We start from the raw sequence: 18,456 nt of genomic DNA, 5'->3' as shown, positions 1-18,456 counted from the left end.
CTCCGGCAAGATCAGCCGCCTTCGTCCTCACGTGCTCGGGCTGGACCCCCATGCCCAGCAGGCGAGCAGGGATGCGGCGCAGGAAGGGCACGGCGTTCAACAGACGCACCGGCCAGGGCGGCCGCAGCGGCCGCGTGCCGGCAAGCGTCGGTGCGATCATCCGGTTCTGCAGGAACAGCTGCATCGCCTGGGTGGCACGCACCGGCCATCGGCGACGCTCCTGCACCGCCTGCAGGTCGGCGTCGCTCAGCCGGCCCTCCTTGAGCGGGCCGGCGAGAATATTGGCGGCGGCGACGGCATCCTGCACCGCGATGTTCACGCCCACGCCGCCCAGCGGCGACATGGTGTGGGCGGCATCGCCGATGCAGAGCAGGCCGGGCTTCCACCACTTCTCCAGGCGGTCGACGCCGACGGTCAGCAGCTTCAGGTCGTCGACAGTACGGAGCTCCTGCATGCGGTCGGCGAGGAACGGCATCAGGCTCGCAATGTGCCGACGGAACGTCTCGATGCCGGCGGCCTTCAGCGTCTCGGCTGAACCCTTGGCGATGACGTAGGCGCACTGCCAATAGTCACCGCGATTGAGCATCACCAGGATGCTGCCGCGATCGAAGCGGCCCATGGTCTCGGCCGAATCACCGTGCTTGTGGCTGAGACGAAACCACAGCACATCCATCGGCGCCCCCAGCACGACCGGCGCGAATCCCGCACTCTGGCGCACCGTCGAATGACGGCCGTCTGCGCCGACCACCAGATCAGCGCGTATCTCCTGAGGCTCGCCTTCGACAGTGGCGCGAACGCCCACGACGCGGCCGCCCTCATCGATCACGCCGGTGGCTTCCGCATTCATCAACACGGTGAACGTCGGATAGCGCTTGCCGCGCGCGGCCAGGAAATCGAGGAAATCCCATTGCGGCATCATGGCGATGAAGGGCGCGCGGACCGGCAGATGCGAGAGATCCGCCATCATCACCCGCTCCTCTCCGAACTGGCCCGTGAAGCGCGAGATCTTCTGGTGCGGCAGCTTCAGGAACTCATCGAGCAGGCCAAGCTCGTCCATCACGTTGAGGGTCGAGGGATGGACGGTGTCGCCGCGGAAGTCGCGCAGGAAATCGCCGTGCTTCTCCAAGACAACGACCCTGACACCGGAGCGCGCCAGCAGGAAGCCCAGCATCATGCCCGCCGGGCCGCCGCCCACGATGCAGCATTGGGTCGTGATCAGTCGAGCATCTCCCGCAGCACGCGGCCCGTCGCGGTGATCGCCAACAACGCCGGCACGCCGAGTGGGCCTTTGATCCAGTCCTTGGTGGTCGGCGTGTAGCTCATGCAGTCCATGGCCACGAGGTCGGGCTTCTTGGCGGCGAGCCGCTCGGCGACGGCCGCCGCTTCATCCTGGCCGGCGCTGGGCGCCAGCGCCTCGACCACGATCTCGAGCCCCGGCCGCGCCCATTTCGACGTGAGCTTCTCGCCCTGCTCGGCCAGCGGGATCAGGAGGCCCAGCCTGCCGCGCGGCAGCAGGCCGGTAGCGAGGCCGTTGAGCACGCGCGAAGGAAACAGCACGTTCTCGTCGCCGGGCATGGGCGGGAATTCGCCGGTGCAGGCATAGACCAGCACGTCGCAGCCATCGGCCCGCAGCCTGTCGAGCGCCGCCGGCGAGCGGGTGATGACAGCCTTCTTGGAGATCTTCACGTCTCGGCCGCCGCGCAGGCGCGTATAGAGCGTGTCGCCGCCGTTCTCGGGCTGAAGTTTGTCGACTTCGGAGTCGGACAGGCCATCGAGCGCGCCACGCAGGATGACCTTCGTGCCGGCTGGCGCATAGGCGGCGAACAGGCTCGCGATGTCATCGCGCGGCGCCTGACCGATGGTGACGATGCCGAGGGTTCTGGACATGTCAGAATCATACTCTTCCGGACCGCGCGCGTCTCGCGCGCGGCCCGGAAGACTAGGACTCGAGAGTCACTGCGTCAGCGTCGTTCCAGGCCAGCCCGACGGCGTCGCCGGGCAGACGCGACGCGCGCTCGCCGGCATGCGTCTCGCGCACCAGCAGGGAGCGGCCGTCGGCAATGCTGACGCGCAACAGCGTCGAGCCACCTAAAAAGTTCGCGGTGTCGACGGTTCCCGAGACGCGCGCGCCGTCCGATACCAGGCGGATCTTCTCGGGCCTGAGCGCGCGGGCGCGGCCGCCCTCCTCCAGAATATTGATCTCGCCGATGAAGTCGGCGACGAAACGCGTACGCGGGCGCTCGTAGATCTCGGTCGGCGCACCCACCTGCTCGACCTTGCCGTGGTTCATCACGGCGATGCGGTCGCTCATGGCCAGCGCCTCTTCCTGGTCATGGGTTACGAAGACCAGGGTGACGCCCAACCGCTTCTGCAGCTCCTTCAGCTCGAACTGCATCTGCTGGCGCAGCTTGCGATCGAGCGCGCCCAGCGGCTCGTCGCACAGCAGCACCGGCGGCTCGACGACCAGGGCGCGGGCCAGCGCCACGCGCTGCTGCTGGCCACCCGAGAGCTGGCCGGGCTTGCGATCCTCCAGGCCGGTCAGCGCGACCTGGGCCAGCGCCGCCTTCACGCGGCGCGCGATGTCGGGCTTGGGCACCTCGCGCATGCGCAAGCCAAAGGCCACGTTCTCGGCCACGGTGCGATGCGGGAACAGTGCATAGGACTGGAACACCATGCCCATGTCGCGCTTGTGCACGGGCAGGTCGGTGATGTCGCGGCCGGCGACATGAACGCGACCGGAATCGGGCAGCTCGAAGCCTGCGATCATGCGCAGCGACGTGGTCTTGCCGCAGCCCGATGGTCCCAGCAGCGAGAAGAACTCGCCGGCGGCGATGTCGAGCGTGACCCCGTCGACGGCCAGCACGCGACCGTCGAAGGTCTTTGTCACGTTGTCGAGTTTGATGGTGGCTGAGGTCATACGCGCGCAGTGTCATCCCGAGCGCAGCGAGGGACCTTTCTGGATCAGGAAAGGTCCCTCGGCCTTCCGCCTCGGGATGACAGTCTTACCCTTTCAAAATCTTCGTCACGCGCGCGTCGATGTCTTCCTTGCGCGCGTTGTACCACTTCCAATCGGGCTGGATCAGCGTCGCCACCTTGGCCTCGGTGGTGAGGAGCTTCTCGTCATACTTGGCGTCGAGCTTCACCTTCTTATTGGCCGGCGAGTACCACACCCCTTCGGCCAGAAGCTTCTGCGTCTCGGGCCGCAGCATGTAGTCGATATAGGCGAAGGCCAGTTCCTTGACCTTGGAGCCTGGCGTCACGTTCAGCACCTGCTCCAGCGCCATCACGCCCTCCGACGGGCTGGCGAAGTCCACGGGCTGGTTCTGGCCCTCATAGCGATAGACGCCGGAATCGTGGATGACGCCCATCGAGACCTCGCCCGACAGCAGCATCTTTTCCATCTGGCCGGTGAAGTCGACGAGCTTGATGGGCTTCAGCTGCTCCAGCGCCTTGTAGGCGGCGTCGAGGTCCTGCAGGCCCTTGCCGTAGAGCTTGCCCAGCATCATGAGGTGGCACTGCCCGAGGCTGTTGACCGGAATGATGTAGCTGCCGCGTGCGCCGGCGAGCTTGGGATCGGCGAGGTCCTTCCACGAGGTCGGCTTGGCGAGGCCCTTGTCGGTGCGGAAGCCGAGCCCGATGGCGCTGGTGAAGATCGCCACGCCGACGATCTTGTCGCTCACCGCCCACGGGTAGACGTCGGCGACGTTGGGCGCCTCCTTGGGCGTGATCTTGTTCATCACCAGCCCCTCGGTGAAGCAGTTCCACTGCTCGTTGGAGTTGGTGTGCAGCACGTCGTACAGCGGATCGTTCTTCGGGCTGGCTTGCAGCTTGGGCACGTAGGGGAAGGCCTGGTCGGCCGACACCGTGCACTTGAACTCCTTCTCGAAGGCCGGCAGGACCGTGGCCTTCATGATCTCGCCCCACTTGCCGCCCCAGGTCGTGATCTTGAGCGTCTTGGTCTGGGCGTGAAGGATCGACGGCGCGGCCAGCGTCGCGGCCGCTACGGCACTCGTTCCGAGCAATGTACGACGTGAAATCATAATGACCCCCTCTGTTCCCTTCTTGGTTCCCGCTTACAGCTTAACGTAGGCCTTCAGCCCGATCAGCCTTTCCAGCACCAGCACGACCGACAAAGCCAGCAAAATCGAGACCATCGAGGCCGCGGCAATGGCGCCGTCGAGGTCGAATTTCATGTAGTTGAACAGCACCACCGGCAGGGTCTCGCCCTTGGGGACCACCAGGAACAGCGACACCGGGAACTGGTCGAACGACACGATGAAGGCGAAAACGCCGCCCGCGAACACGCCCGGCCGGATCAGCGGCAAGGTCACCTCGAAGAACACCCGCGTCGGACTGGCGCCCAGCACGGCTGCCGCCTCCTCGATACGTCGGTCGAAATTGTGCAGCACGGCGAGCGTCGTTCGGATGACGTAAGGCACGGACACCAGCGTATGGGCCATGATCAGGCCCCACACTGGCCGGCCGATGCCGGCCAGCAGGTAGGACTGGAACAACGCCAGGCCGGTCAGGATGGCGGGCAGCATCAGCGGCGACATGAAGAACGCCGTCAGGAACGATCGCCCCGGCAGGTTGCCGCGCGCCAGCGCCAATGCGCAGGCGCCGCCGATCACGATCGACAGCACCAGCACGCAGCCTGCGATCCACAGCGACAGCCACAGCGCATTCGTGAACTCGGGCGTGCGGAAGAACTTCTCGAACCAGCGCAGGCTGACGCCGACAGGCGGGAAGGAGATATAGGGCGTGGGGTTGAGCGCAAACACCAGCACGATGGCGATCGGCGCCAGCAGGAAGGTGAGCAGAAGACCGTTCAACGTGAGATAGGCAGCGCGACCGGCATCGAACGGCTGCTTGTTGCGAGCAACGTTCATGCCAGCCCCTGCTCGCCCGACAGGCGGGCCAGGATCCTGTTGTAGGCGATGACGATCAGCAGCGAGACCAGCAGCAGCACCACGCCCAGCGCGCCGGCGAAGTTGGGATTGAAGCTGGTGCCGACCTGCTGGGCGATCAGCATGGGCAAGGTCAGCACATCGGTGCCGCCCATCAGCGAGGGCGTGACGTAGGCGCTGATCGACAGCGCGAAGACCAGCAGCGAGCCCGCCAGGATGCCGGGCAGGCTGAGCGGCAGGGTGACCTCGACGAAGGCGCGCAGCCGGCCGGCGCCCAGGCTGCGCGCCGCCTGCTCCAGCCGCTCATCGATGCGGCCGATCACGCCCGTCAAGGTCAGCACCATGAAGGGTACGTAGATATGGACCAGCGCCACCACCGTGCCGAACTCGTTGTACATCAGCGGCAGCGGCTTGGAGACGATGCCCCAATCGACCAGCAGCGTGTTTATGACGCCCTTGTCCTGCAGGATGGTCATCCAGGCGAAGGTACGCACGACGATGCCGGTCAGCATGGGCGCAATCACCGCCATCAGCACCAGCGCGTGACCCAGTCGCGACTGCATGCGCGCCATCCAGTGTGCCAGCGGATAGCCGATCAGAAGCGACACGATGGTGGTGATGAGGCCGATCCGGAGAGTGGCCCACAGCGCATCGTGGTAGATGCCGGCGCTGTCGAAAACGAAGCGCTCGTAGTGACGCGTCGTCAGGAAGGCATTGGAGTTGGTGGCCGGGTTGCCCGAGTAGAACGACATCAGGGCCATGACGCCGAACGGCAGCACGAAGAACAACACGAACAACAGAAGGGCGGGCGCCAGCAGCCAGGCGATCGGCGAAGGTCGGGAAGCAATAGCCATGCGTTCCGTATGGTGGCTGAAGCCAATGCTTCGGTCCACGCCGAAGGACAGCGGCTAATGGCCCGTGCTAGTTCAACCGCGCCATGGCATCGAAATTGCCGCTTCTCCTGCTGCTGATCGCGATCACCTGCCTCAGCCAATTCTATCGCGTGTCGAACAGCGTGATCGCGCCCGAGCTGACGCGCGACCTCGGCTTGACGGCGCGCCAGCTCGGCTGGGCGGGTAGCGCGTTCTTCTTCGCGCTTTTCGCGGTGCAAGTGCCTGTCGGCATGTGGTTCGACCGCTACGGTGCGCGCCGCACCGTGGCGGCATTGTCGGTGTTGGCCATGCTGGGCTCGCTGTGGATCGCCACGGCGTCGGATGCCGCCGACCTGATCGCCGGCCGCGCCGTGGTCGGCGTCGGCTGTGCGGCCTCCTTCATGTCGGCGGTGTTCCTGTGTTCGCGCTGGTTCGCGCCAGCCAAGCTCGCAACGGCGATGTCCTGGGTCTTCGCCGCTTCCAACATTGGCACGCTTGCCGCCGCCACGCCGCTTGCCTGGATTGCGGCGACCGTAGGCTGGCGCAACGGCTTCCTCGGCCTCGCCGCCGTCACCGTGCTGGTGGCTGTGGCCTTCTACATCGTGGTGCGCGATCGGCCGCCGGACACGCCGGCGCCGCCGGTCAGGCGTGAGAGCTTCGGCGAGATCGTCAGGGGCTTGCTGGAAGTGTGGACCACGCCAGGACTGGTTCCCGTGCTCGCCATGCACTTCTTCGCCTACGCCACCATGCTCACCGTGCTCGGCGTCTGGGGCGGGCCCTATCTCTACGACGTGTACAAGCTCGACGCCGTGCAGCGCGGCAACGTGCTGCTGGCGATGGGCGTGGCGCAGATCCTGGGCATCCTGGCCTACGGGCCGATGGATCGCCTGCTGCGCTCGCGCAAGAAGGCCGTGCTGGGTGGAGCGGCCATCTCGGTGGCACTGCTGGCCCTGCTCGCTATCCTGCCCCGGCCGCCGCTCGCCTTCGTCGTCGTGCTGCTCACCGCCTTCTGCTTCTTCTGCGCCTTCGGTACGGTGATCGTGGCGCAGGGCCGCGCCCTCTTCCCTGACCGGCTGGCCGGCCGCGGCGTCACGACCGTCAACATGGCGCAGTGCCTGGGCCTCACCGTGCTGCCGGCGCTGGTCGGCTACCTCGTCGAGGCGTTCGGCAATGGAGACGTCGCCTATCGCGTCGCGTTCGGCGTCCTTGGGATCGGCCTGGTCCTGGGCGCAAGCGTCTATGTCCGTTCGGGCGACAGCGTCACCGCTCACGCCTAGAATGCTCCCCGCTCTGGTTCCTCTCCCCCGCTAGGGGGAGAGGAACATGACAAGGGGAGTGCTCCATGAGGCGCCGCTTCTTCGGCATCGCAGTGGCCGGTCTGGCCGTCCTTCTGGCGCTCGCCGCGGCGGCACAGCCCGCACCGGTAGCGGCACCCGAACGCAACGCCGAAACCGGCCTCGCCTTTCCCGACATGATCGGGCCGGCGCGCCAAGTCGGCTCCACCGACTATTCCCGGTCGAAGGGCATGCCGGAGCTCGGCTGGGCCTGGAACTACGAAACGCAGGCGATCACGACCACCTTCTACATCTACAATGCCGGCATCGCGTCGATCCCGTCAGGCGCCACCGGCAGCGCCGTGCTGACGCAGTTCCAGCAGGCCATCGCCGACATCGAGATCGGTGCCCGGGCCGGCCGCTATGAACAACTGGAGCTGTCGCAAGGGCCAGGCAACTGCCCGGTCGGCGCGATGGTCTTTCGTTGCATCACCTTCACGGCCGTCCTCCCCGGCGACAAGCGAACGGTCTTCACACGCCTGTTCGTGACGGGCTATCGCAACTATTTCCTGAAGATCAGGCAGGACTGGCCACAGAACTCACCGGCCGCCTCACGAGAGGTCGACGCCGTCGTCCAGGCCTTCGTGCGTTCTGCCAGCCCCTGACGACTACTACGACGGGCCTACTGCGTTGCCTGCTTGAGATAGGCCACCAGATCGGCGAGCTGGCCCGCGTTCTTGACGCCGTTGAACACCATCTTGGTGCCGGGCACCTTGGCCTTGGGGTCGCGGTTGTAGTCGGTCAACGTCGCGTCATCCCAGACGATGCCGGACTTCTTCATGGCGTCGGAGAATTCGTAGCCGGCGGCCGTGCCGGCCTTGCGGCCGAACAAGCCGTGCAGGTTGGGACCGGCAGTCTGGGCGCCGTCTTTCTCCAGGGTATGGCAGGCGCGACATTGCTGGTTGAAGACGCGCTGGCCGCGCGTTGCATCACCCGTTTGGGCAGATGCCTGTGTTGCGAAGCCGACGATCACGGCAACAACGGCACCTGCCCAAATCTTCATCACGTATCTCCAAATGGCTAGCTGGCTGCCATTCCATGTGGGGGCACGGCGGCCGGCTGCAAGAGCCGGGCACTGTGTTCTCTCTCCAGCAGCTTGCGCTTGCGGCGCACGCCCCAGCGATAGCCCGAGATCGAGCCGTCCTTCTTCACGACCCGGTGACAGGGCACGACGACGGCGAGCCTGTTGGCGGCACAGGCCTCGCCGACCTCGCGCGCCTGTCGTGGCACGCCGAGCTGGGCCGCAATCTCGCCGTAGGTGGTCGTCGTACCGGCTGGAACGTCACGCAGCGCGTTCCACACGCGGCATTCGAAGTCTGACCCCTGCAGGTCAAGCGTGAGAGCGGCGTCATTTTCCGGATGGTCGATCAGGACTGAAAGCTTGCCGATCGTCTCGGCCAACGCCGCCTGATCCTCGACGAGGTCGGCGTCCGGAAAGCGCGCTTCGAGCTCGGCGAGGCCCGCATCGAACGCCACGCAAGCCAGCCCACGCGGGGACAGGGCGGCGACGAACGGGCCGAGCGAGCTGTCGCCAAAGGCATAACGGATCGTATTCATGGTCATCTCCGTGGCTCATTCCTTGATGGCCTGAGGATAGGGAAGCCGCCTGGAATTGGCGCTCCGCTGGCGGATTGGAATTCGGAATCTTCCCGCCATATTGATGCCCTGATGCCAGACCTGTTCGCCCCCGATACCCGGCAGGAACTGCGCGACGGCGCCGTGCTGTTGCGCGAGCGCGCGCTGGCGGTCGACCGGGCCTTGCTCGACGCCATTGAGATGATCGTCGCGCAGTCTCCCTTCCGGCGGATGGTCACGCCGGGTGGCTTCCAGATGTCGGTGGCGATGAGCAATTGCGGTCGCGTCGGCTGGGTCACCGACCGCACCGGCTATCGCTACGATCCGCGCGATCCTGAGACCGGAGCGCCGTGGCCCGCAATGCCGGATGTCTTCCGGACGCTGGTGCGCGAGGCCGCGAGCGAGGCGGGCTTCGATGGCTTCGCGCCAGAGGCCTGCCTGATCAATCGCTACGAGCCCGGCACGCGCCTGTCGCTGCACCAGGACAAGGACGAGCAGAACTACGCCCATCCCGTCGTGTCGGTGTCGCTCGGCCTGCCCGCGACCTTCCAGTTCGGCGGCCTGAAGCGCTCGGACCGGCCGATGAAGGTGCCGCTGCAGCACGGCGACGTCGTCGTCTGGGGCGGGCCGTCACGGCTCGTCTATCACGGCGTGCTGGCCCTGAAGGACGGCGAACACCCGCTGACCGGGCGGCAGCGGTTCAACCTGACGTTCAGGAAGGCGCTCTGACGCTGGGGCGCGCCCCAGCGCTACTCCGCCTTGATGCCCTGCTGCTTGATCAGGGTTACCCAGCGTTTCTCTTCGTTGTTGTAGAACTCCTTGAACTCCGCCGGCGTCGAGCTGCGGATGTCGACGCCCTGCTGCTTGAAGCGCTCGATCATCTCGGGCTCTGCGGCGATCTTGGCGACCGCCTTCTGCAGCTTGTCGATGATGGGCTTGGGCGTGCCGGCTGGCACCACCATGCCCTGCCAGAACACGGCCTCGAACTCGGGCAGGTTGGCCGATTCGGCCACGGTCGGGATGTCGGGGAACGCCGGCGAGCGCTTAAGGCTCGAGATGGCGATCGCACGCGTCTTGCCCGCCGTCAGCAGCGGCTTGGCCTCCAACGAGGCCGAGAACATCATCTGCGCCTGGCCCGCCGCCAGGTCCTGGCCGGCCTGCGCACCGCCCTTGTAGGGCACGTGCACCAGCTGCAGCCCGGTCTGCGCCTTGAACAGCTCGGCCGCCAGATGGTTGGTGGCGCCGACGCCCGAGCTCGCAATGTTGAACTTGCCGGGATTGGCTTTCACGACGGCGATCAGCTCGGCCATGTCCTTGGCCGGGAAGTCGGCATGGACGTGCAGGATGAAAGGCGTGAACGACATCAGCGACACGAGGTCGAAGCTCTTGTGCGGGTCGTACTGCACGTTGCCGGTGAGCGTCGGATTGATGATCAACGACGTACCGCCGCCGTACAGCGTGTAGCCGTCGGGTGCGGCCTTGGCGACGAAGTTGGAGGCGACCGTGGTCGCCGCTCCCGCCTTGTTGTCGACGATGACCGACTTGCCGAGCTCGGCCGACAGCTTCTCGGCATAGACGCGGCCCACGGCGTCGTTCAGGCCACCTGGCGGATAGGGCACGATGTAGGTCATCGGCTTGCTCGGCCAATCGGTCTGCGCCAGCGCGGCCATGGGCAGCAGTGCCGCGGCAAGCGCTGCCGCAACGAACGTCGTGCGTTTCATCGTCAACCCTCCGTGAAGCCTCTCCTCCCCTGTACGCTCACGCAACCACGCAACGAACGCTTGCTCAGTCGGCAACGAAGAACGGCAGCGTGATCTCCTTGGTCACCGGTTCGAAGCCGAGCTTCACGCGTTGGCCGATCTTGATGTCGGCTTCGGTAACGCCACGCAGCGGCGCGTTCACGCGCACGCCGCCATCCATGTCGACCAGCGCCACGACGTAGGGCGCCGACGCCTTGAAGAAGAAGTTGAAGGGATGGTGGCACACCGTCCAGGTATGGATGACGCCGCCGGTCGGCATCTCCTTGAAGGTGCTCTCCATCGAGAAGCAGTGCGGACAGACCGGCCGCGGATAGTGCCGCGCCTTGCCGCAGCCCGCGCAGTGCTGAACCATGAACCGGCCTTCGCGCATGCCGTCCCAGAAGGGCTGGCTTTCGCGCGTCGGCGTCGGCAGCGGACGCTCGGGAGCCGGGGCGTTCATGCCGCCCTCCGCAGGATGGCGACCGAGCCGTCGCCCATGTCGCCGTAGCCCGTGACCAGGCCGACCTCGGCATCCTTGACTTGCGCCTTGCCGGCCTCGCGGCGCAGCTGGCGCGTCAATTCGACGACGTGGTTCAGGCCCACGACATGGCCCTGACTCAGCAGACCACCGTGAGTGTTGATCGGCAGCTCACCGCCGACCCTGATGCGACCATCCATGATGAACGGGCCGCCCTCGCCCTTCTTGCAGAAGCCCAGCATCTCGAGCTGGTTGATCACCGTGAAGGTGAAGCAGTCGTAGATCTCGGCGACATCGATGTCCTTGGGTCCGACACCTGCCATGTCGTAGGCACGCGGCGCCGCCTTGGCCAGGCCGAACTCCAGCAAGTCCGGTCGCTGCGCGATCGAGGCCGGCGATTCGGGATGGCCTTCGGCGACACCCATGATCGTCACCAGTGGCTTCTTGAGATCGCGCGCGCGGTCGGCGGCGCTGACGATGATGGCGGCGCCGCCGTCGCTTTCCAGGCTGCAGTCGAACAGCCGGAAGGGATCGGAGATCATGCGCGAGGCGTGATGCTCCTCGACGCCGAGCGGCTTGTTCATCACCACGTTGCCGTTGAGGATCGCATGCTCGCGCGTCACCACGGCGATCTCGGCGAAGTGGCGCGCGGTGGTGCCGTAGAGCTGCATGTGGCGGCGCGCACCCTGGGCATAGAGCTGGGCCGGCGCGAACATGCCGATCGGCGCCTCGAACTCGGCCGCCAGGGCGAATTGCGGGAACTGCTGCAGGCGCGTGCTGACACGCGCCCCCGAATAGCCGGTGCGGCCGACCGAGATCAGGACGTGCTTGCAGACGCCGGTGGCCACGGCCATCGCCGCGGTCTGGATGGCGGCGACGCAGGTCGCGCCTCCCATCGGCACGAACACCGAGAGCTTGAGATCGGGCAGGCCGAGATTGGCGACAAAATCCTCGGCGATGCCGCCGCCCGGGAAGTAGGGAACGACGCCGTCGATGTCGCGGGGATCGAGGCCGGCATCGGCGATGGCGGCCAGGCTCGCCTCGAGCTGCAGCGCCAGCCCGCTTTTGGGCGTGCCGCGCGTATAAGCCGTCTCGCCAACGCCGCTGATCGCCGCCTTTTCTCGAAGCGCATGCGCCATATCGTTTCCTCCCGCGACCATGGTGCCCTTCCCCCGGGGAAACGGGAAGGGCTAAGGTCGGTCCTTACGTCGGGGGAACAATGTCGAACGAAGAACTGGTCTCGCTGAGCTCTGTCGAACTGCGCCGCCGCATCGGCACCAAGGAAATTTCGCCGGTCGAATTGCTCGACGCTTGCCTGGACCGCATCGAGGAAGTGAACCCGGCGGTCAACGCCGTGACGGCCATGTCGGTCAAGCGCGCCCGCCAGGAGGCCAAGGCGGCTGAGACGGCGGTGCGTCGTGGCGAGGACCTGCCGCTGCTGCACGGCCTGCCGACCGGCATCAAGGACCTCGAGGAGACCAAGGACCTTCTCACCACCTACGGCTCGCCGCTCTACCGCGATTTCGTGCCGACCTGGGACAACGTCATGGTGGCGCGCGTGCGCGCGGCGGGCGCGGTCGTGGTCGGCAAGACCAACGTGCCGGAATTCGGCGCCGGCTCGAACAGCCGCAATCCGGTGTGGGGCGCGACCGGCAATCCGTTCAATCCAATGCTCAACCCCGGTGGCTCGTCGGGCGGCTCGGCCGTGGCACTGGCGACCGACATGCTGCCGGTCTGCACCGGCTCGGACACCGGCGGCAGCCTGCGCAACCCTGCGTCGTTCTGCGGCGTCGTGGGCTTCCGGCCGTCGCCCGGCATGGTGGCGGTGGAACGCCGCGCCATGGGCTGGACGCCGATCTCGGTGCTGGGCCCGATGGGCCGCAGCGTCGCCGACCTCTGCCTGCTCTATGCCACGCAGATCGGTCAGCACGATGCCGATCCGCTTTCCTTCCCGATCGAGGGCGACGCTTTTGCCGAGCCATGGCCGGTCGATCTCGGCAGCCTGCGCGTGGCCTATACGGAGGACTTCGGCGGCGCCCCCGTCGAGAAGGGCATCCGCGAGACTTTCCGCGCCCGCATCAAGGCGATGAAGCCTCTATTCCGCAGCCTCGACAAGGTCGAGGTCGACTACGGCGGCGCCGACCGCTGCTTCGACGTGATCCGCGCGGTGAGCTTCATCTCGCGCTATCAGGATCTCTACACCAACAAACGCGAGATGCTCGGCCCCAACATCGTGGCCAACTACGAAATCGGCGCCAAGATGACGCTCGCCGACTTCGCCTGGGCGCATGGCGAGCAGACGCGGATCTTCCGCGCCTTCCAGCAGATCTACAGGGAATACGACCTGGTGATCGGTCCCACGGTGGGCTTCACGCCGTTCCCGTGGAAGCAGCTCTACATCGACGAGATGGACGGCAAGAAGCTGCGCAACTACTACCATTGGATGGCGACGAAATACTTCGTCACCCTCACTTCCAACCCTGCAGTCTCGCTGCCGTGCGGCGTCGACCACAAGAAGATGCCGTTCGGCCTGCAGGTGATCGGCCGCTTCCGCGGCGACGGCGAAGTGTTGGGCGCCGCGCACGCCATGGAACAGGCCTTCAAGCGCATCCCCGGCCTCGCCCGGCCGAAGCCCGACATCGCCCGACTGCGCAAGCCGGTGCCGGAGCTGAAATCGATCGTCACGCACCCGCCCAAGCTCAATGCCAAGCCAACGAAGCAACCGGCGCCGGGAGCGCTGTAGCCACTCTGGCCACTTCGCCGCCGAGAAAAAGACGCGATTGGGCGAGGTTGCACGCTGCCGGCTGTGACGAAGAAATGGATTCCGCCGGCACGATGCCACCGGTCGCTGCGTACACCGTTGCATGGACAAGCCCTTGATCCGGGCTGTTCCAACGGAGGTCTGAATGCGCACTACGAAGTGGTTGTTGGCGGCCGGCTTGGTTGCAGCGACTGCGGCGTGCACCACGGACGGGGGCTATTACCCCAACACGTCGTACAATAGTGGGTACAACAGCGGCTACTACGCTCCGAGCAGCTCCTACAATCGCAGCTACTACAGCAGCTCGCCCGGTTACTACGCCCCGAGCTCCTCCTACAACAGCAGCTACTACACCGCCAACCGCACCCCGCGGCGCGGCCCCAACGGCGACTACGACCGCGACGGCATCCCGAACAAGTACGACCGCGATGCCAATGGCGACGGCGTTCCCGACCGTTACCAGCGCTAGCTGAACCACCGCACCAGCCTGCAGGCCGGCTTCCGGTGAAACCGGAGGCCGGCTTTTGCATGCCCAAAACTATTCGCCGTTACGCCGCCGCACCGCCACGGTCTGACTCGTACTCCCTGATGGGAAGGAAACCAACAGCCCGGGCAACCCCTTCCAAAGAGGGCAAAAACAAATGCGCACAGTCAGATGGCTGGTCGCGGCGGGGCTGCTGGCCTCGGCGACCGGCTGCGTCGAGACGAATGGCTATCCGGGAACATCCTACGGTGGGTATCCAAGCGGCTACGGCGGCTATCCCAGCAGCAGTTACTACGGCCAACCGGCCTATTCCCCGGGTAGCGGCCTGCTCGGCAGCCTGTTCAACCAGCAGCCGACCTATTACCAACAGCCCACCTACTACCAACAGCCGACCTACTACCAGCCACCGCCGCAGGCTGTGACCCAGCCACGCTACGTGCCGGTGCCTGTGGCCAGCAACCCCCGGCCATCCTGGTCCGGCCGGGACCGCAACAACAACGGCGTGCCCGACTGGAAGGAGCGCGATCGCAACGGCGACGGCATTCCTGACTACCAGCAGCGGCACAACCGTTCCGGCTGAATTCTACTCGGGCGCCTTGCAAGCGAAGCTGGCCTGTTCGTCGGGGCTGCCCGAGCCGGAATAGCGAGCAACAAAGGGATAGGGGCAAAGCGGGCGGGTCCGCACGACTTTGCCCTTGTCGACCTGCGAGGCCACGATCGTGGCCGGCGCCACGCCGTTCTCGACCCAGTTGATCAGCGCCGTCATGGCATCGAACCGTTCCGGCCCTACGCCGCCGCGGCAATGGAACATGCCGGGCACCATGAACAGGCGGAAGAACTCCGGTGTCGTGAAGCCGTTGGTACTGACCGCTTTCAGGTAGTAGTCGATCGCCATGACCGGCGGCAGGGCGGTATCGGCCCAGCCGAAGTACATCAGGATCTTGCCGCCCCGTGCGCGCAAGCCGCTGAGGTCCGGGTTGGTGGCATTGAGCAGCACGCGGGCATCGGCGTACTTGGCGATGTCCTTGGCGTAGTCGAATTTCGACACGTCGAGATTGGGATCCGACTTCGGCAGAAAGTAGCGCACGAAGCTTTCGCCATAGATCTGATGGATGGCGCGGCCGTTCGGTGCCGGGATCAGCCAGCGGCTCCATCCGCTCTCCGGAGGCCCGCCGGTCACCGCGCCTGCGCCCGCGGCTTCGGCGCCGATCGGCTGGCCGAAATGCGCCGGCTTGCCGTCGACCGTGAGGCCCTCATAGATCTTCTTGATCGCCGCGGACTGCGCCGGCGTGAGGCAGGTCTCGCCGTCCTGGCCGGCCGGACATTGCGCCACGTCACGTGCCGGATCGAAGTCGCAGCGCCGCGGATCGTCTATCAGTCCGTCCTTCAACCCATCCTTGGTGTCGCAACGGGCATAGGCGGCATCGGCGACCAGCTTCATCTTGGCGACAGGGATCGGGGTTTCGCTCAGCACCTGGCTGCTGCGCAGGCTCTGGGTCACCGTATCGACGAAGTTCAACACCGGTGCGCCGGCGACGATGCCGTCGAAATCCTGCGGAAAGCGCTGAGCGCTGATCAGGCCCTGGCGGCCGCCGGTCGAGCAGCCGTCCCAATAGGAGAAGGCAGCCGCGCGCGCGTAGTAGGCGCCGATGATCCGCTTGGCCTCGACCGCCGTCATGTGGACGGCGCGGAAGGCGTAGTCGACGCGCTTCTGGTAGCTCATGGCGAAGCTTGCGACCGGCTCGGCCGTGGCGTCGTGGCCCGTATTGGTCTGAGCGGTGGCAAAACCCTGCTTCAGCGCATTGGCGCGGATCATCGGCCGCGGACCGGAGTCCGGCGCCTCGCCGGCAAAGCCGCCGTTGCCGTGCATGTAGAAGCGGCGATTCCAGCTCGACGGCAGGTTCACCTCGAAGCGGATCTCGGGCTGGATCAAGCCGGTGATGCGGCAATGCTCGGGCACGCCGTCGGCCGCCGGGATCAGCTTGGCCGAGATGATCGTCGTCTCGGCCGTCGCAAGGCTTGGCACCGAAGCGCAGCTCATCGCCGCCTGCGTCGAGCCCACGCCATAGCGCACCATGGATTCGCCGGCGTCGATGAAGCTGTAACCGTTCTGCGCCAGGGCCGAGGCCGGCATCAACGCAAGTGCCGCGACGATACTTCTTGCTGCCACCATCACTTGCCTCCCTTGGCCTTCGTCTTGCTCTTTGCGCGGCGGATTTCCGCGTCGTGCTGTCCGAGCGTCGGCGCGGCACGGCGTACGCCGCCCTGGGTCGCCGACATCTTCAGCGGCACGCCCAGCGTCTTCTGCCGGCCGGCCTTGGCGTGCTCGACCTCGACCACCATGCCGCGCGCCAAGACCTGCGGATCGGCGAAGACTTCGTCGTGATGCAGCACGGGCCCGGCGGGGATGCCCTCCGCCTCCAGCGCCACCATCCAGTCGGCGGTGCTGCGCTTGGCGACTTCCGTCTGCAGAAGGCCCACGATCAGGTCGTTGTTCCTGACGCGCTCGGCGTTTGTCTTGAAACGCGGATCATCGGCCAGCTCGGGCTTGCCGATCATGGCGCAGAGCTTGCGGAAGAAGTTCTGCTGCGCGCCGCCGATGGTCAGCCAGCCGTCGGCGGTCTGGAACACCTGGTAGGGCGAGGAGCCGCGATGCGCCTGGCCGAGCTTCTCCGGCCGCTTGCCGTTGGCGAAGTAGTTGGCGGCCTCGTAGACGCCCAGCGACACCGTGGCCTCGAGCAGCGAGGTCTCGACCCACTGGCCCTCGTCGGTCTTCTGCCGCGCCTGCAAGGCCGCCAGTACGCCGATGGTGAGGTAGAGGCCGGCGCCGACGTCGGAGATGGCAAGCGGGATGCGATAGGGCGGACCGTCCTTGGGGCCGGTCACCGACATCAGCCCGGACATCGCCTGGATCATGAGATCGAAGCCGCCGCGGCTGGCATAGGGGCCGGTCTGGCCGAAGCCTGAGATCGAGCCCAGGACCAGCCGCGGATTGCGCGCATGCAGCGCGTCCCAGCCGATGCCCAGGCGCTTGGTCACGCCGGGCCGGAAGTTCTCCAGCACCACGTCGGCATCGTCGACCAGCTCCCAGAACACCGCGAGGTCGGCCGGGTCCTTGAGATCGAGCCGGATGCCGCGCTTGTTGCGGTTCCACAGCATGAAGGGCGCCCCCTCGCCTTCGACGAAGGGCGGCGCGCCGCGCATGGAATCGCCTTGCGGGCTTTCGATCTTGATGACGTCGGCGCCGAGATCGCCGAGCTGCATGCCGCAGAAGGGACCCGACAGATGCGTCGTCAGGTCGAGAACCACCAGGCCGTCGAGCGCGCCTGCCATGCTATTTGCCGAGCAGCTTGTGAGTCATGTCGGGTAATCTAGGCCGGCATGGCTGCCCCCAACAAACCCTCTCTCGACACCCTCGGTGAAATCTTCCGCTTTGCCGCGAGCCGCTTTCGCACCGCGCGCCTGGCCTATGGCCACGGCACGACCAACGCGCGCGACGAGGCGGCCTTCATGGTGCTGGAAGGCCTGCGGCTGCCGATCGACCGGCTCGATCCCTACCTCGACCTGCGCCCGACCGCGGCCGAGCGCGCGCGGCTGCTCACGCTGATCGATGCCCGCGTCAGCCTGCGTCTGCCCGCGCCCTATCTGGTGGGCGCGGCCTACATGCACGGCGTGCGCTTCCACGCCGATCAGCGCGCGCTGATCCCGCGTTCCTTCATCGGCGACATGTTGGCCGATGGCGTTCTGCCGATCAGCGATGCGGGCAAGGTCGGGCGCGTGCTCGATCTCTGCACGGGCTCGGGTTGCCTCGCCGTCCTGGCCGCGCTCACCTTCCCGCGGGCGCGTATCGACGCGGCGGACCTGTCGGCCGGCGCGCTGGCGCTGGCGCGGCGCAACGTGGCGAGCCATCGGCTGGGCGATCGCATCGCGCTCCATCGCGGCGATCTCTTCGCGCCGCTGCAAGGCAAGCGCTACGACCTGATCCTGAGCAACCCGCCCTATGTCGACGCGCGCGGGATGGCGAAGCTGCCGCCCGAATACCGGCACGAGCCGCGCATGGCGTTGGCGGCAGGCGACGATGGGCTCGACCTGGTGCGCCGCATCATCGCCGAAGCGCCACGGCACCTCACCAAGGACGGCGCGCTGATCTGCGAGATCGGCCGCGGCCGCGCCAACCTCGAAGCCGCCTTTCCGCACCTGCCCTTCCTGTGGCTCGACACCGAGCAGAGCGAAGGCGAGGTGTTCTGGATTGCGCGGAACGATCTCATGGGACCGCGGGCCTCCAGGCCCGCTCATGAATCATGAG

Annotated in this window: 20 protein-coding genes; 7 read left to right on the top strand and 13 right to left on the bottom strand. The window is 66.4% G+C overall.

Going from position 1 to position 18,456, the window contains the following annotated elements; all coding sequences use genetic code 11:
* The 6 genes from RSO01_RS40895 to RSO01_RS40870 form a co-directional block, all read right to left on the bottom strand.
* The coding region (locus RSO01_RS40895) for an FAD-dependent oxidoreductase (protein ID WP_308933118.1) at window positions 1-1,195 on the bottom strand (1,195 nt) is incomplete at its 3' end.
* Window positions 1,196-1,215: 20 nt separating this feature from the next.
* The gene (locus RSO01_RS40890; protein WP_147156362.1) at window positions 1,216-1,887 is read right to left on the bottom strand and encodes an AroM family protein; all 672 of its coding nucleotides are present in this window, start codon (window positions 1,885-1,887) and stop codon (window positions 1,216-1,218) included.
* Between the two features lie 52 nt (window positions 1,888-1,939).
* Entirely contained in the window at window positions 1,940-2,917 is a 978-nt protein-coding gene (locus tag RSO01_RS40885) for an ABC transporter ATP-binding protein (protein ID WP_147156361.1), read from the bottom strand.
* A gap of 85 nt (window positions 2,918-3,002) precedes the next feature.
* Window positions 3,003-4,040, bottom strand: a complete 1,038-nt coding sequence (locus RSO01_RS40880) for an extracellular solute-binding protein (RefSeq protein WP_147156360.1) — start codon at window positions 4,038-4,040, stop codon at window positions 3,003-3,005.
* 33 nt (window positions 4,041-4,073) lie between these two features.
* Window positions 4,074-4,889, bottom strand: coding sequence for an ABC transporter permease (locus RSO01_RS40875; protein ID WP_147156359.1), 816 nt, complete (start codon window positions 4,887-4,889; stop codon window positions 4,074-4,076).
* Complete coding sequence (locus RSO01_RS40870; RefSeq protein ID WP_147156358.1) at window positions 4,886-5,761, bottom strand: ABC transporter permease; 876 nt, start codon at window positions 5,759-5,761, stop codon at window positions 4,886-4,888. The genes RSO01_RS40875 and RSO01_RS40870 overlap by 4 nt, the downstream gene beginning before the upstream one ends.
* A gap of 83 nt (window positions 5,762-5,844) precedes the next feature.
* Between RSO01_RS40870 and RSO01_RS40865 the strand changes: the two genes are divergently transcribed.
* Together RSO01_RS40865 and RSO01_RS40860 are read left to right on the top strand one after the other, a co-directional pair.
* Complete coding sequence (locus RSO01_RS40865) at window positions 5,845-7,056, top strand: MFS transporter (RefSeq protein WP_147156357.1); 1,212 nt, start codon at window positions 5,845-5,847, stop codon at window positions 7,054-7,056.
* Window positions 7,057-7,121: 65 nt separating this feature from the next.
* Window positions 7,122-7,718, top strand: a complete 597-nt coding sequence (locus RSO01_RS40860; RefSeq protein WP_147156356.1) for a hypothetical protein — start codon at window positions 7,122-7,124, stop codon at window positions 7,716-7,718.
* Window positions 7,719-7,735: 17 nt separating this feature from the next.
* Here RSO01_RS40860 and RSO01_RS40855 read toward each other — a convergent pair whose 3' ends face one another.
* Window positions 7,736-8,116, bottom strand: a complete 381-nt coding sequence (locus RSO01_RS40855; protein ID WP_147156355.1) for a c-type cytochrome — start codon at window positions 8,114-8,116, stop codon at window positions 7,736-7,738.
* Between the two features lie 17 nt (window positions 8,117-8,133).
* A complete protein-coding gene (locus RSO01_RS40850; protein ID WP_218037620.1) occupies window positions 8,134-8,670 on the bottom strand; it encodes a methylated-DNA--[protein]-cysteine S-methyltransferase in 537 nt (178 codons plus the stop codon).
* Between the two features lie 111 nt (window positions 8,671-8,781).
* Between RSO01_RS40850 and alkB the strand changes: the two genes are divergently transcribed.
* Window positions 8,782-9,417 (top strand): DNA oxidative demethylase AlkB, encoded by a 636-nt coding sequence (gene alkB / locus RSO01_RS40845; RefSeq protein ID WP_147156353.1) that lies wholly within the window; start codon window positions 8,782-8,784, stop codon window positions 9,415-9,417.
* 20 nt (window positions 9,418-9,437) lie between these two features.
* Here alkB and RSO01_RS40840 read toward each other — a convergent pair whose 3' ends face one another.
* The 3 genes from RSO01_RS40840 to RSO01_RS40830 all read right to left on the bottom strand — a co-directional run bounded on the left by RSO01_RS40840 (window position 9,438) and on the right by RSO01_RS40830 (window position 12,044).
* Window positions 9,438-10,409, bottom strand: a complete 972-nt coding sequence (locus RSO01_RS40840; protein ID WP_147156352.1) for a Bug family tripartite tricarboxylate transporter substrate binding protein — start codon at window positions 10,407-10,409, stop codon at window positions 9,438-9,440.
* Window positions 10,410-10,473: 64 nt separating this feature from the next.
* Window positions 10,474-10,887 (bottom strand): Zn-ribbon domain-containing OB-fold protein, encoded by a 414-nt coding sequence (locus tag RSO01_RS40835; RefSeq protein ID WP_147156351.1) that lies wholly within the window; start codon window positions 10,885-10,887, stop codon window positions 10,474-10,476.
* Window positions 10,884-12,044 carry a thiolase family protein gene (locus tag RSO01_RS40830; protein ID WP_147156350.1) on the bottom strand — a complete coding sequence of 387 codons (1,161 nt, stop codon included), beginning with the start codon at window positions 12,042-12,044 and terminating at the stop codon, window positions 10,884-10,886. Before RSO01_RS40830 ends, RSO01_RS40835 begins: the two co-directional genes overlap by 4 nt.
* A gap of 80 nt (window positions 12,045-12,124) precedes the next feature.
* On the opposite strand from RSO01_RS40830, the gene RSO01_RS40825 reads away from it, so the two are divergent.
* The 3 genes from RSO01_RS40825 to RSO01_RS40815 all read left to right on the top strand — a co-directional run bounded on the left by RSO01_RS40825 (window position 12,125) and on the right by RSO01_RS40815 (window position 14,730).
* Window positions 12,125-13,648 carry an amidase gene (locus RSO01_RS40825; RefSeq protein ID WP_147156349.1) on the top strand — a complete coding sequence of 508 codons (1,524 nt, stop codon included), beginning with the start codon at window positions 12,125-12,127 and terminating at the stop codon, window positions 13,646-13,648.
* A 163-nt stretch (window positions 13,649-13,811) separates the two neighbouring features.
* Complete coding sequence (locus RSO01_RS40820) at window positions 13,812-14,135, top strand: hypothetical protein (protein ID WP_147156348.1); 324 nt, start codon at window positions 13,812-13,814, stop codon at window positions 14,133-14,135.
* Between the two features lie 172 nt (window positions 14,136-14,307).
* The gene (locus tag RSO01_RS40815) at window positions 14,308-14,730 is read left to right on the top strand and encodes a hypothetical protein (RefSeq protein ID WP_147156347.1); all 423 of its coding nucleotides are present in this window, start codon (window positions 14,308-14,310) and stop codon (window positions 14,728-14,730) included.
* Between the two features lie 3 nt (window positions 14,731-14,733).
* Here the strand turns inward: RSO01_RS40815 and RSO01_RS40810 are convergent, their stop codons facing one another.
* Together RSO01_RS40810 and RSO01_RS40805 are read right to left on the bottom strand one after the other, a co-directional pair.
* Window positions 14,734-16,323, bottom strand: a complete 1,590-nt coding sequence (locus RSO01_RS40810) for a tannase/feruloyl esterase family alpha/beta hydrolase (RefSeq protein WP_147156346.1) — start codon at window positions 16,321-16,323, stop codon at window positions 14,734-14,736.
* Entirely contained in the window at window positions 16,323-17,483 is a 1,161-nt protein-coding gene (locus RSO01_RS40805) for a CaiB/BaiF CoA transferase family protein (RefSeq protein ID WP_147156345.1), read from the bottom strand. Before RSO01_RS40805 ends, RSO01_RS40810 begins: the two co-directional genes overlap by 1 nt.
* A gap of 48 nt (window positions 17,484-17,531) precedes the next feature.
* On the opposite strand from RSO01_RS40805, the gene prmB reads away from it, so the two are divergent.
* The gene (gene prmB / locus RSO01_RS40800) at window positions 17,532-18,455 is read left to right on the top strand and encodes a 50S ribosomal protein L3 N(5)-glutamine methyltransferase (protein WP_147156344.1); all 924 of its coding nucleotides are present in this window, start codon (window positions 17,532-17,534) and stop codon (window positions 18,453-18,455) included.
* Window position 18,456: the final 1 nt, after the last annotated feature.

This window comes from Reyranella soli (genome assembly GCF_007992495.1).
In the GTDB taxonomy this organism is placed as follows: Bacteria; Pseudomonadota; Alphaproteobacteria; order Reyranellales; family Reyranellaceae; genus Reyranella; species Reyranella soli.
This window is presented reverse-complemented; position numbering and strand designations above follow the sequence as displayed.